The sequence below is a fragment of the Pseudomonas sp. Leaf434 genome, assembly GCF_001425545.1.
GTDB lineage: Bacteria > Pseudomonadota > Gammaproteobacteria > Pseudomonadales > Pseudomonadaceae > Aquipseudomonas > Aquipseudomonas siliginis.
Window position 1 is genome coordinate 1 of the sequence record NZ_LMQZ01000001.1, and the last position, 14378, is coordinate 14378.

Sequence of the window (14378 nt, forward strand, 5' to 3'; positions counted from 1 at the left end):
TGGGGTTTCCCCATGTGAGAGTAGGTCATCGTCAAGATTAAATTCCGAAACCCCAATTGCGAAAGCAGTTGGGGTTTTGTTTTGCCTGCGAGAAAGTTCTTACAAGCTTCGCAGACCTCGTCCGGCTGTCACAGTCGGCCGACAATGCTAAGGTTCTGCCTCGGCTTTAGCGATTTTCCAAGGAATCCATATGTCGGACGCCCAGTCCCTCAACGCTGCATTCATGGTGGTTCAGAGCAACAGTCTCGATGAGCTGCGCAGTCTTGTGGTCAGCATCATGCGGCGCTACCCACTGGCACCCCTGGAAAACGAAATCGCTTTGGTGCAAAGCAACGGCATCGCCCAATGGCTCAAACTGGCATTGGCCGAAGATCCTGAAGACGATGACCTTGGCGGTTGCGGGATCGCTGCGGCGATTGACGTTCAACTCCCCGGCAGTTTCATGTGGCAGCTGTATCGCATGGTATTGGGACGAGAAGAAATTCCGGCGAAATCCCTGCTCGATAAAGCTCCGCTGACCTGGCGTCTGATGCGCCTCTTGCCACAGGTAATCGATCGCCCCCATTTCGAGCCGCTGCAACGCTTCCTCACTCACGACAGCGATCTGCGCAAGCGCTATCAGTTGTCAGAGCGTCTAGCCGATCTGTTCGACCAATATCAGGTCTACCGGGCTGACTGGCTGGAAGATTGGGCTGAGGGGCGTCATCAACTGCGCAATGTGCGAGGTGAAATAAAGCCGCTGCCACCGACCAGTTGCTGGCAGGCAGAGTTGTGGCGAGCGCTGCTGGATGACGTCGGCGAACAGGGCATGGCGCAGAGTCGTGCCGGCGTGCATCAACGCTTCATGGAACGCATCAACATACTCGACAAGGCCCCGGCTGCGCTGCCGCCGCGCGTGATCGTCTTTGGCATTTCTTCATTGCCCGCACAAGTTCTTGAAGCGCTCGCCGGTCTGGCGCGCTTCAGTCAGGTTCTGCTTTGCGTACACAACCCCTGTCGCCATCACTGGGCCGATATCGTCGCCGACAAGGACCTGCTGCGACATCAATACAAGCGGCAACAACGCAAAAGCGGGATGCCAGTTGTACTTGATGCCGAGACCCTGCATCAGCACGCACATCCGTTGCTGGCCGCTTGGGGCAAACAAGGTCGCGACTATATCAACCTGCTCGACAGCTACGACGATCCCAACAGCTACCGCGCAGCCTTTCGTGACGGCCGCATCGACCTGTTCAGCGAAGCCCAGCCGCACAACATGCTTAACCAGCTTCAGGACGACATCCTCGAATTGCGCCCCCTCAACGAGACTCGTGCGCTCTGGCCCGCTGTCGACCTGACGCAGGACCAATCGATCCGGTTTCACATCGCCCACAGTGCCCAGCGTGAAGTCGAAATCCTGCACGATCAACTCCTGGCGCGTTTCAGCGCCGACCCGGCTCTACGCCCACGGGACGTGATCGTGATGGTCCCTGATATCGACAGCTACGCACCGCATATCCGCGCGGTTTTCGGTCAGCTCGATCGATTTGACCCGCGCTTCATTCCGTTCACTTTGGCGGACCAGGGCCAGCGAGGACGTGATCCATTACTAATCGCCGTCGAGCACCTGCTCAAGCTGCCGGACAGCCGTTTCCCGGTCAGCGAGATTCTCGACCTGCTCGATGTTCCAGCTCTGCGTGCTCGCTTTGGCGTAGAGGAACGTGACCTGCCAACCCTGCACCGCTGGATCGAGGGTGCCGGCGTGCGTTGGGGCATGAGTGCCGAACAACGGGCCGGTCTCGGATTGCCTGAGGAACTGGAGCAGAACAGCTGGCATTTCGGTCTACGCCGAATGCTGCTGGGCTACGCCGTCGGCAGTGCCGATGCATGTGCAGGTATCGAGCCTTACGACGAAATTGGTGGGCTGGATGCTGCCCTGATCGGGCCATTGGTTGCGCTGCTGGATGCCTTGGAAATCGCTCATCAGCAACTCACGCAACCGGCTCAACCGAAAGAGTGGGGGCTGCGCTTGCAGGCGCTGATGCAGGTGTTCTTTCAGGCGAGCAACGAGCACGACGACTACCTGCTGACCCAGCTCGAAGAGCTTCGCGAGACCTGGCTGGAAACCTGCGAGGCGGTCGGGCTGACTGACGAGCTGCCGCTGACTGTCGTGCGCGAAGCCTGGCTCGCCGGGCTCGATCAGGGCCGTTTGTCACAACGATTCCTCGCAGGTGCGGTGAATTTCTGCACCTTGATGCCGATGCGTGCCATTCCTTTCAAACTGGTATGTCTGCTGGGCATGAACGACGGCGATTATCCGCGCGCCCAGCCACCGCTGGACTTCGACCTGATGGGCAGCGATTACCGGCCTGGCGACCGCTCACGACGTGAGGACGACCGCTATCTGTTACTTGAAGCGCTGTTGTCCGCGCGCTCTCAGCTCTACATCAGTTGGGTTGGCCGCAGCATCCGTGACAACAGCGAACGACCCGCCTCGGTGCTCATCGGCCAGTTGCGCGATCACCTCGCCAGCGGCTGGCGTTCAATCGACCCAATCCAGGATCTGTTGGACGCGCTGACCGAAGAACACCCCTTGCAACCTTTCAGTGCCCGCTATTTCCACGAAGGCGAGCAAATGTTCAGCTACGCCAGCGAGTGGCAGGTGTTACATCAAGAGAAAGCGCAGCAAAGCGAAGCGCCGTTACTCGCGCCATATGTTCAAGATGAACCGTTGACGCTGGCATTGCTGCAGGATTTTCTGCGTAATCCGGTTCGGCATTTTTTCACCCAGCGTCTCAAGGTCTATTTCGAGGCGGCGCAAGCGCCGTTGGCAGATGAAGAACCTTTCGTGCTGGACGCCCTACAGCGCTACACGCTCAGCGACAGTTTGCTGGAAGCCGCACTCAGCCAGCCGGACAATATCGATCAGGCGCTGCAAGCCCGGGCGCTGCGCCTGCAAAACAGTGGTCTGCTGCCTATGGCCGGTTTTGGCGAATGCCTACAGCGTGAACTGATCGAACCGCTGCCGGATCTTCTGCAGCGTTATCAACAGTTGCTGACGTTATGGCCGTCGCCATTGAGTAGTGCAATCCCGGTCAGTCTCGACTTGCAGGGTTTGCGGCTGGAGGGCTGGCTCGCAAACCTGCATCAACGCGCCGATGGCGGCCTGCTGTCGGTCACGACCATTCCCAATAGCATCGGCTCGATCAAAACTCGCAAGTGGCATCGGCTGACCAAATCGTGGGTTACCCATCTGGTCGCCTGCGCCAGCGAGCATGCGCTGACCACGGCATTGGTCGCCAGTGACGACACGTTGTTGCTTGAGCCAATGGAGCGAGACCGAGCGTTGCGTTTGCTCGGTGACCTGCTTCTTGCGTGGCAATCAGGCATGCGCCAGCCCTTGCCGATTGCGATAAAAACCGCGTTCGCCTGGTTGTCTCAAACTGACCCGGTCAAAGCCGAAGCCGCTGCGCGAAAAGCCTATGACGGTGACGGCCAGACCAGCAACGGCGAGCGGCGCGAAAGCCCGGCACTGCTCCGGCAATATCCCGACTTCGATGCATTGTTGGCAGACGAAACCTTCACCGGCTGGTGCGACGCGTTGTACCGCCCATTATTCGAAGCGCCGTGGCGTTCCTTGTCCAGCGAAGGTGCGCGCGCATGAGTACCAAAACACCGTTGGCTCTGGCCTTCCCGCTGCGCGGCAGTCAGTTGATCGAAGCAAGCGCCGGCACCGGTAAAACCTTTACGATTTCGGCACTTTATCTGCGGCTGATTCTCGGCCATGGCGGCGAGACAAGCGGTTTTGCACGAGAATTACTGCCGCCGCAAATCCTCGTAGTGACGTTTACCGACGCTGCTACCAAAGAGCTGCGTGAACGGATTCGGACACGCTTGGCTGAGGCCGCGCGGTTCTTCCGCGATGAAATTACTGCCCCCGACGGATTGATTGCCGAGCTGCGCGAACAGTTCGATCCGCAGCAATGGCCGGGCTGCGCCAACCGCCTCGATATCGCCGCGCAGTGGATGGACGAAGCCGCCGTCTCGACCATTCACAGCTGGTGTCAGCGCATGCTGCGCGAGCACGCGTTCGACAGCGGCAGCCTGTTCACGCAATCCCTGGAAACCGATCACAGCGATCTGCTTGGCGAAGTGTTGCGCGATTACTGGCGACTGTTCTGCTACCCGATGCAGGGCGATGCGCTGAAGTGGGTGCGCAGCAATTGGGGTGGCCCCGTAGCGTTGCTGCCTCGGGTCCGCGGCTTGTTTGCCAGCGAGCGTGACACCGATGAAGGCAAGGCGCCCGCGGAGCTGATCGAGGAGTGTTTGCTGGAGCGGCGAGCGGCGTTGGTCGAACTGAAAATGCCTTGGCATGACTGGGCAGACGAGCTGCTCGCGCTCTGCCATGAAGGCGTCGCTAGCAAAACCGTCGATGGCCGCAAAATGCAGGCGCGTTATTTCGAGCCCTGGTTCGAGAAACTCAAGACCTGGGCCGAAGACGAGTCGCTTGAGCAACTGGACATAGGCACCGGCTTCACCCGATTGACACCCGATGGCATGGCCGAGGCCTGGAAAGGCCAGGCTCCCAGTCATCCGGGGCTGGACGCCATGTCCGGACTCAAGTCGAGCCTGGATGCCTTGCCGACGCCCGATGCTGCTGTTCTGCAACACGCTGCCAAGTGGGTCGGCGCGCGTTTTGAAGAAGAGAAGCGCCGTCGCGCAGAAATGGGGTTCGACGACATGTTGCTGCGTCTGGATGCCGCGCTGCAATCGGAGGGCGGCGAGCGTCTGGCAACGCTGATCCGCGAGCAGTTCCCGGTCGCGCTGATCGACGAATTCCAGGACACCGACCCGGTTCAGTACCGCATCTTCGAGAGCATTTACCGCATCGAAGACAATCAGCCTGAGACCGGCCTGTTCCTGATCGGCGACCCCAAGCAGGCGATCTATGCCTTTCGTGGTGCCGACATCTACACCTATCTGCGCGCACGTCAGGCCACTACCGGCCGTTTGCATACACTAGGCACCAACTTCCGCTCCAGCCACGGCATGGTGACAGCGGTCAATCACGTATTCGAACGCGCCGAGTCCCGAGAGCAGGGACGCGGCGCGTTTTTGTTTCGCGAAAGAAATGGCGAGAACCCGGTACCGTTCCTCCCGGTCGAGTCTCAGGGACGCAAGGAAACGCTGCGGATTGCCGGGCAAGACGTCACGGCACTGAATGTCTGGCTACTGCCCAGCGATCAACCGCTGTCCGGCGCGGTCTATCGCCAGCAAATGGCCGCCGCCTGCGCCAGTCAAATCACCGTACTGCTCAATGGCGGGCAAACTGGCAGCGCTGGTTTCTTTCAAGCAGACGACTTCAAAGGTTTACGCCCTTCGGACATAGCGATCCTCGTCCGCGACGGTAAGGAAGCCCAGGCGGTACGCGCCGAACTCGCCGCCAGAGGTGTGCGCAGTGTTTATCTCTCGGACAAGGATTCGGTGTTTGCCGCCCAAGAGGCGCACGACCTTCTGGCGTGGCTGAAGGCTTGCGCCGAGCCCGATGTCGAACGCTCGCTCAAGGCTGCGCTGGCTTGCACCACATTGAACCTGCCGCTGACCGAGCTGGAGCGGTTGAACCAGGACGAAATGGTCTGGGAAGCCCGGGTCATGCAGTTCCGTGGCTATCGAGAGCTCTGGCGCAAACAGGGCGTGTTGCCGATGTTGCGCCGCCTGCTTCACGACTTCCACCTGCCGCAAACCCTGATGCAGCGCAGTGACGGCGAACGCGTGCTGACCAACCTTTTGCACCTCTCGGAACTGATGCAGCAAGCCGCCGCTGAACTGGACGGGGAGCAAGCGTTGATCCGCCATCTGGCCGAGTTGCTGGCGCTGTCCGGTCAGGCCGGTGAAGAGCAGATTCTGCGTCTGGAAAGCGACGAGCAACTGGTCAAAGTGGTGACCATCCACAAATCCAAGGGTCTGGAATATCCGCTGGTGTTCCTGCCATTCATTTGCTCGGCGAAACCGGTGGATGGCAGCCGTTTGCCGCTGCATTACCACGACGCTGCGGGCAAGGCGCAGATCAGCCTCAAGCCTACCCCCGAGTTGATAGCCCTGGCTGACGATGAGCGTCTGGCCGAAGATCTGCGTCTTCTGTATGTCGCGTTAACCCGCGCGCAGCATGCCTGTTGGCTGGGCGTCACTGATCTCAAGCGCGGCAATAACAACAGCTCGGTGCTGCACCTGTCGGCGTTGGGTTATTTGCTCGGTGGCGGTGCCGCTTTGGGCGAGTCCAGCGAACTGAATCGCTGGCTGCGGGATCTGCAGCAAGACTGCCCGGCCATCGGCATCAGCGAAATGCCTCAGCCCACTGATGAGCATTACCAACCGCCGCGCAATGAAGCAGTGCTACGAGCGACGCTACGGCCCAAGCGCAAAGCCAGTGAAAACTGGTGGATCGCTTCCTATAGCGCTTTGCGCATCAGCGACATATTGAGCGTCGGCAGCGATGAAGCACCGGACAGTCCGCAGGCGCAAAAGCTCTTCGACGACGAGCGCCTCGATCCCGACGCGCCACATGAAATCAGCAGTGGTGGCGCCGATATCCACCGCTTCCCGCGTGGCCCTAACCCGGGCACGTTTTTACATGGCTTGCTCGAATGGGCGGGCGCTGAAGGTTTTTCGGTTACCCGCGAAGCGCTGGAAGATGCAATTGCCCGGCGCTGCAATCTGCGCGGCTGGCAAGGCTGGATCACCACGCTGACTGACTGGCTGCAGCATTTGCTCAAGTCACCGTTGCCGATCGCTGGCGGGCAACCGCCGGTGGTTCTTGAGCAACTGACGCAATACCGCGTCGAGATGGAGTTCTGGTTCGCCAGCCACAAAGTTGACGTGCTCAAGCTCGACGAACAGGTGCGCCAGCACACCCACAATGGCGTCGCTCGTGTTGCGGCAGAACCGGTTCAGCTCAACGGCATGTTCAAGGGCTTTATCGACCTGACCTTCGAGCACGCTGGCCGTTACTACGTCGCCGATTACAAATCCAATTGGCTCGGCGTTGATGATCAGGCCTACACGGTGCAGGCGATGGAGCAGTCGATCCTCGACAACCGTTATGACCTGCAATACGTGCTGTATCTGCTGGCACTGCATCGCCAGTTGAAGGCGCGGCTGGCGGATTACGATTACGACCGTCACATCGGCGGGGCGCTGTATCTGTTTCTGCGCGGTACGCGTGCGGAAAGTCGTGGCGTGTACTTCGTGCGTCCGCCACGGGAATTGATCGAACGCCTCGACCGGATGTTCCAGGGCAAACCCGAACCCAAGTCCGAACCCGCCTGGGAACAGGGAGTCCTGCTATGAGCCGCACATTCGCCGATCTGCTGCCGACGCCGCTGGAAGCGGACAGCCTGTCGAAACTCTCGCCGCTGACCCGCGCCGATGATTTGCTGTTGTTGCTGAGCCGTTGGGTTGAGCGCGGCTGGCTGCGCGCGCTGGACCGCGCCTTTGTCGCTTTCCTGCATGAACTCGAGCCCGAGACCGACCCGTTGGTGTTGCTCGCGGCGGCGTTGACCAGTCACCAACTCGGCCATGGTCATGTGTGTCTGGACCTGTTTGAAACCCTCAAGGCGCCGGATTTTGCACTGTCATTGCCGCCCGAAGGCGACGTGCAGGGCGGTGTGTTGCTGCTGCCCTCGCAATTGCTCGAAACGCTCGATGGAGCCCATTGGTGCAAAGTGCTGGCAAGTAGTCCATTGGTGGCCCTGGCCGCTGACCCGAGTGAAACAGCGCAGACACGTCCGCTGGTGCTGTCCTCGAAACGCCTGTACCTGCGCCGCTACTGGACCTACGAACGCCGCATCGATGCAGCGTTGCGCCAACGCTTGTTGCAGCAGGAGCCGACGCCGGATGATCTGCCGCAGCGTCTGAACGAATTGTTCGGCGGCGCGGAATCCGCAGCTGTCATCGATTGGCAAAAACTCGCCTGCGCCATCGCTACGCGCAGCGCCTTCAGCATCATCACTGGCGGCCCGGGCACCGGGAAAACCACCACGGTGGTGCGCTTGCTCGCGTTGTTGCAGGCACCGGCCGTCGAGGCTGGCCATCCGCTGCGCATTCGTCTGGCGGCACCGACCGGCAAGGCCGCTGCGCGTTTGACCGAGTCGATCAGTCAGCAAGTGCAATCACTGCAAGTCGCCGAAGCGGTGCGCGCGGCGATCCCCAGCGATGTGACCACCGTGCACCGTCTGCTCGGCAGTCGACCGGGCACCCGGCATTTCCGTCACCATGCCGGCAACCGCCTGCCGCTGGATGTGCTGGTGGTCGATGAAGCGTCGATGATCGACCTGGAAATGATGGCGAACTTGCTCGACGCCATGCCGGCCCATGCTCGGCTGGTGCTGCTGGGCGACAAGGATCAGTTGGCCTCGGTCGAGGCCGGTGCGGTGTTGGGCGATCTGTGCCGTGACGCCGAGGGCGGTTGGTACAGCCCGCAAACGCGACAATGGCTGGAGTCTGTCAGTGGCGAGTCGTTGCAGGGCAGCGGTTTGCATGAAGATCGCGACGGCACCCATCCGTTGGCGCAACAAGTGGTGATGCTGCGTCACTCGCGCCGCTTCGGCGAGGGCAGCGGTATCGGTCAGCTCGCGCGCCGGGTCAATCAGCAATTGGCCGATGAGGCGCGACAGTTGCTCGCCGCCGGCGGCTACGACGACGTGTATTCGCTGCCGCTCAAAGGCGAGCACGATCACAAGCTCGAACGCCTGTTGCTCGAAGGTCACGGCAACGGCCCGCAAGGTTACCGCCATTACCTGAGCGTACTGCGCGATCAGCGTCCACCGTCAACGCGGCCACTTGAGCATGCGAACTGGATAGATTGGGCGCGGGAAGTCTTGCAGGCGTTCGACACGTTCCAGTTGCTGTGCGCGGTGCGCAAAGGGCCATGGGGCGTTGAAGGTCTGAACCAGCGCATTACCACTGCATTGCTCAAGGCGCGTCTGATCGAGAGCGATCAGCAGTGGTATGAAGGTCGGCCGGTGCTGATGACACGCAACGACTATGGTCTGGGCCTGATGAACGGCGACATCGGTATCGCCCTGAAACTGCCCGAGCGTGAAGGCGCAGAAATCGGCAAAACGGTTCTGCGCGTGGCCTTTCCGCGTAACGATGGTCAGGGCGGCGTGCGCTTCGTGTTGCCGAGTCGACTCAATGATGTCGAAACCGTGTACGCCATGACGGTGCACAAGTCCCAGGGTTCGGAGTTCGCCCACACGGCGCTGATCCTGCCGGATGCGCTGAATCCGGTACTGACCAAGGAGTTGATCTACACCGGAATCACTCGCGCCCGGCACTGGTTCACCTTGATCGAGCCGCGTGCCGGCGTGTTTGAAGAGGCGGTGCTGCGCAAGGTCAAGCGGCTGAGCGGGCTGATGCTGGAGCTGGAGGAGGGTGCCGAGCTTCGGGGATGAACCGCTGGATGATCAGCAACGATTACTGACCAACCGGTCAGAGGCAGGCGCCTCGCTGGCGTTTCGGCGCTGTGCTATCGTTGCGGCATCATTTCGTTACGCTCCAAGAGAATCACTCCATGAAGGTGGCCGTCTGGGCGACACAGCGTGTGGTGGCCTGCCAGCACGCATTGCTGATCGTTTTGCTCTGGTTGTTCACGGGCAGCGCCATCGCCCAAGCGCAAACCGGGCCGGCCGAGCAACGGGCCAAAGCGGTCACACAAGTGGTTCTTGGCATCCTCAGTTATGCACGCTGGCCGGTGGAACCAGCGCAATTGCGTCTGTGCATCGTCGGCCCCACCGAATACACCGATGACCTGGTCAAAGGCACCACCCAAGCCACGGGGCGACCGGTGGCTGTGCGGCGCCTGCTGGCAGACAACCCGGCCATCGTCAGCGAATGCGATGCGGTGTACATCGGCAAGCTGACCGCCGACGAACGCAGTCGCCTGTTCGCATCGTTGATCGGGCATCCAGTGCTGAGCATCAGTGAAGCCGACGATCAATGCACCGTCGGCAGTCTGTTCTGCCTGCGCGTCGGCGATGAACAAGTGTCGTTCGAGGTCAATCTCGACTCCGTGGCTCGCAGTGGTGTGCGCATTCACCCCAGCGTGTTGCAGTTGTCCCGTCGCAAAGCGGCGGCGCCATGAAGCTGTTCAGTTGGAAGGCTCGCCCGACCCTGGGCTCGGTCATTGGCCGTGGGCATTTGATTGTCGCGCTGGTGGCGGTAGCGATGGCCAGTGTTTCGCTGACCTTGCTGGGCGTGCTCGCGCTGCGGGTGTATGCCGATCACAACCTGCATTTGATCGCCCGTTCTATCAGCTACACCGTCGAAGCGGCCGTCGTGTTCAATGACAAAGCGGCGGCAACCGAGGCGCTGGCGATCATCGCCGCCACCGAGGAAGTAGCGGATGCCCGAGTGCTCGACGCGCAAGGCCAATTGATCGCGCAATGGCAGCGCGCCGAAACCGGCTTGTTCTCCGAGCTGGAAATGCAGATCACCCGCGCTCTTCTGGAAAAACCGGTCAGCCTGCCGATCGAGCATCAGGACCGCGAAATCGGTCGCGTCCTGCTCATCGGTCACGGCGGCAGCCTGATGCGCTTCCTGCTCAGCGGCCTGGCCGGGATTGTGCTCTGCACCGCGATCAGCGCCTGGGTCGCGCTCTATCTGGCGCGGCGGCAGCTGCGCGCAATCATTGGCCCATTGCACAGCCTCGCCTCCGTCGCCCACGCCGCGCGCAGTGAGCGAGCGCTGGATCGGCGCGTGCCGCCGGCGCAAATCGCTGAACTGGATAATCTGGGCAATGACTTCAATGCCTTGCTCGGCGAACTCGAGTCGTGGCAAACCCATCTGCAAAACGAAAACGAAACTCTCGCTCACCAAGCGACCCACGACAGCCTCACCGGTTTGCCCAACCGCGCGTTTTTCGAAGGCCGCTTGATGCGCGCCTTGCGCAACGGCAAAAAACACGATGAGCGGGTCGCCGTGCTGTTTCTCGACAGCGACCGCTTCAAAGGCATCAACGATAACTTCGGCCACGCCTCGGGCGACGCAGTGCTGGTGGCCATCGCCAATCGCGTGCGAGCGCAATTGCGCGAGGATGATCTGGTCGCGCGGCTGGGTGGCGACGAGTTCGCCGTGCTGCTCGCGCCGCTGCACACGGTCGAAGACGCTGAGCACATCGCTGACAAGATTCTCGCCAGCATGGACATGCCGATCACCCTGCCCGGCGACAGCAGTGTGGTGACCTCGCTCAGTATCGGCATCGCCGTTTACCCCGATCATGGCGCCACGCCGGGTGCCTTGCTCAACGCAGCCGACGCGGCAATGTACCAGGCCAAGCGCCTGTCGCGGGGCGCGCAATTCACCGCCGGGTCGGAGCGCCCGGTCGATTCCGTTCACACCAGGAGCTGATGCCCGTGTTCACTCTTCCCGTTCGACTTTTTTCCGCATTGCTGATGATCGCCGCGCTGACCCTGAGCGGTTGCCAGACCGCCCCGCAGAAAGGCCTGACACCGGCGCAGGTCGCCGTGCTCAAACAGCAGGGTTTCGAGTTGACCGACGACGGCTGGGAGTTCGGCCTGTCGGGCAAAGTGTTGTTTGGCAGCGATGTCGAAAGCCTGAACGCAGCCAGCACGGAAATCGTCGAACGCATCGGCAAGGCGTTGCTCGGCGTGGGAATCGAGCGGGTGCGCGTCGATGGCCACACCGATGCGTCCGGCAAGGAAACCTACAATCAGCAACTGTCGCTGCGCCGGGCCAAGAGCGTCGCCAACGTCCTCGGTACGGTCGGCATGAAGCAGGAAAACATCCAGCTGCAAGGCCTGGGCAGCAGCGAACCGGTGGCTTCCAACGACACCGCAGCGGGGCGCACGGAAAATCGCCGGGTGTCGATTGTGGTCAGCGCCGATTAGCCGGCGACTCGTACACTTGAGCTTCATCTTCAAGGGAGTAAAACTTCAGGCTTAACTAAACTAAACTAAACTAAACTAAACTGAACCGAATAATTTCGAGTTTAGTCTGGGCGTCTTATTTGCGAAAGTTGGTGTACAGCGTTCATGGTTTCTCAGGCTCAAGTTGTTCGTCGTTCAGTTCGTTTATGGTTTGCCAAAATTTGTTGAAGTTTAAGTTGTCGCCGCTCATTGTTTCGGGGATTCTTTCTCGAATTATCTGGTTGAATTCATCTGATACTTTTATTACCTCATCGCCAATGTTTTTTTCGGAGAAGTCTGTGTGTTTTTCTGCTTCTATAGCAAAAAGTGTAGTATTGAATGCTCCTATAATGAAGTTTATATCGACACCGTATTTTGTGCTGAGGGTGGGGAGTATTAGGCTTTCTACTTGGTCTATGGTGTAACCTCTTTTTGCACCTTCGTATATGCAAAGAATCATAAGAAATACAATGGTTCTATCTGAGCCGAGTATTGATGTTGTTTTAATATCGTCGCTCGCATCTGCTCCATCTTCAATCGAATCTCGAGGCTGCATGGACTGCGAAAAATTAAGTTCTGATGTCAATTTGCTAACGCTGCCGAGAACCTCTTTTGTAGTACTTGTGTTCTCAATGACTTTTGATGCGAGGTCGCCAACCAAGCCGTTTACCTCTTGAGATGCGCAGTGAATTATTTTTCCAGATTCGGTGATCTCGTTTCCGGCGACGATTAGTCTCTCTACCTGCTCTCTGATTTCCACAACACTAGTGCTCTGGGAGATTGATTGAACGAATGAATATATAATTGCGATCAAGCCCAGCATTATCGATACTAACGTTCCGGCGAATGAGACGTACCCTAGGGCGTTAGGGCTATTTCCAAATTGATAAGATACCCAGTGAACGAAAAATTGAATCAGTGATAAGATCGCTATTACTAAGCACCATTCTCGGGTGCTGAATTTTTGTTTTCTTTCTGTTGGATTCATAATGTTTATGCTTCTGGTTGTGTGATGGCTTATTGATGTTAATGGGGTGTGCTCGATTTTGCAATCTAGGATTCGAGCGGTAAAGGCAGTTTAATAATCATTTAGAGGTCACCTTGAGCATCCGGTGCGCGCCGCAATAACGTTTGTTAATCATTAACTATTGATGCCTAATGCTAGCATTGGAGCCGAGTGATTCGTTAGGGAGCTATTAACCGATTAATGATATGTCTGTGAATGTGATTCCAAAAATTTTTCCGGCGCTAACGCAGTGAACCTTCTCTCAGGATTTAGTAGAAATTTTTGAAACCTCATCTCATTGACTTGCTCTCAATTTTCCTTCCTGTATACCTTGCGCAGGTGCCGACACGAGTCGGCCATGGGAAGGCTTATCTCACTCAAGCGAGCGACTGGACGGGCCTTTCTTTTACCGAAACTCTGTCGGGTCGTTGGGGAAGATCGCCTTGCTCTCTCTGTAGATTTTCAGTCTGCGAATCGAAGGTCTCGCGTTTCGCCCAGTAATAACGGGCGATTTAGCTCAGTCACCTCACGGATGTAATCCCACAACAACGTAATCCGCTTCAACTTGCGCAGATCCTCGCGGCAGTACATCCAGAACTGCCGGGTGATGTCGATTTCCTCCGGCAGCACCGGCAGCAATCGCGGGTCTTGTGCGGCGAGAAAGCACGGCAGGATCGCCAGCGAGCGCCCCTGCTGCGCGGCAACGTATTGCGCGATCACGCTGGTGCTGCGCAAATGTGCGCTGGCGCCGGGCAGCACGTTGGCCAGGTAGAGCAGCTCTGAGCTGAACGCCAGATCATCCACATAACTGATGAATTGATGCTTGCTCAAATCGGCCGGGCGGCGGATCGGTGGGTGTTTGTCCAGATAGTCCTGGGTTGCGTACAGCTGCAAACGGTAGTCGCAGAGTTTGCAGCAGACGTACGGCCCGTGCTCCGGCCGCTCGAGGGCAATGACGATGTCGGCCTCGCGCTTGGACAGGCTGATGAAGTGCGGCAGCGGCAGGATGTCCACCGAGATCGCCGGGTAGGCGTCGACGAAATGGCTCAGTTGCGGGGTGATGAAAAAACTGCCGAAGCCTTCGGTGCAGCCCATGCGCACATGGCCGGACAGGGCCACGCCCGAGCCGGAAACCTGCTCGCAAGCCATATGCAATGTGCTTTCGATCGACTCGGCATAACCGAGCAAGCGCTGGCCTTCAGTGGTCAGGACGAAGCCGCTGGTGCGGGATTTTTCGAACAGCAATGTGCCGAGCGCCGCTTCCAGCGAGCTGATCCGTCGCGACACCGTGGTGTAGTCGACAGCCAGGCGTTTGGCGGCGGTGCTGGCCTTGCGGGTGCGGGCGACTTCGAGGAAAAACTTCAGGTCGTCCCAGTTCAGCGAGCCTAGCGAGGTGATGTTTTTTTGCATGATGGTCGGGCTTATATGTGCGTTCTTATTAGAAGTTTGCACATCTATACTCCAAAAAC

8 protein-coding genes are annotated in these 14378 nt (G+C 59.0%); 6 read left to right on the forward strand and 2 right to left on the reverse strand.

Features of this window, described 5'->3' with window-relative positions; genetic code table 11:
- The first annotated feature begins 190 nt into the window (after positions 1-190).
- The 6 genes from recC to ASG55_RS00030 all read left to right on the forward strand — a co-directional run bounded on the left by recC (position 191) and on the right by ASG55_RS00030 (position 11885).
- Positions 191-3643 carry an exodeoxyribonuclease V subunit gamma gene (gene recC, locus ASG55_RS00005; protein WP_056782810.1) on the forward strand — a complete coding sequence of 1151 codons (3453 nt, stop codon included), beginning with the start codon at positions 191-193 and terminating at the stop codon, positions 3641-3643.
- Positions 3640-7326 (forward strand): exodeoxyribonuclease V subunit beta, encoded by a 3687-nt coding sequence (gene recB, locus ASG55_RS00010; RefSeq protein WP_056782812.1) that lies wholly within the window; start codon positions 3640-3642, stop codon positions 7324-7326. Before recC ends, recB begins: the two co-directional genes overlap by 4 nt.
- On the forward strand, positions 7323-9431 hold the full coding sequence (gene recD, locus ASG55_RS00015; protein WP_056782814.1) for an exodeoxyribonuclease V subunit alpha: 2109 nt from the start codon (positions 7323-7325) through the stop codon (positions 9429-9431). Before recB ends, recD begins: the two co-directional genes overlap by 4 nt.
- A 119-nt stretch (positions 9432-9550) precedes the next feature.
- The gene (locus ASG55_RS00020; RefSeq protein WP_041477864.1) at positions 9551-10120 is read left to right on the forward strand and encodes a YfiR family protein; all 570 of its coding nucleotides are present in this window, start codon (positions 9551-9553) and stop codon (positions 10118-10120) included.
- Positions 10117-11385: a diguanylate cyclase domain-containing protein gene (locus tag ASG55_RS00025; RefSeq protein WP_056782817.1), complete on the forward strand. Its 1269-nt coding sequence runs from the start codon at positions 10117-10119 to the stop codon at positions 11383-11385. The genes ASG55_RS00020 and ASG55_RS00025 overlap by 4 nt, the downstream gene beginning before the upstream one ends.
- Complete coding sequence (locus ASG55_RS00030) at positions 11385-11885, forward strand: OmpA family protein (protein WP_177342701.1); 501 nt, start codon at positions 11385-11387, stop codon at positions 11883-11885. The genes ASG55_RS00025 and ASG55_RS00030 overlap by 1 nt, the downstream gene beginning before the upstream one ends.
- 142 nt (positions 11886-12027) lie before the next feature.
- Here the strand turns inward: ASG55_RS00030 and ASG55_RS00035 are convergent, their stop codons facing one another.
- The gene (locus tag ASG55_RS00035) at positions 12028-12891 is read right to left on the reverse strand and encodes a hypothetical protein (protein ID WP_156388154.1); all 864 of its coding nucleotides are present in this window, start codon (positions 12889-12891) and stop codon (positions 12028-12030) included.
- Between the two features lie 480 nt (positions 12892-13371).
- A complete protein-coding gene (locus ASG55_RS00040; protein ID WP_039759664.1) occupies positions 13372-14319 on the reverse strand; it encodes a LysR family transcriptional regulator in 948 nt (315 codons plus the stop codon).
- Between the last annotated feature and the right edge of the window lie 59 nt (positions 14320-14378).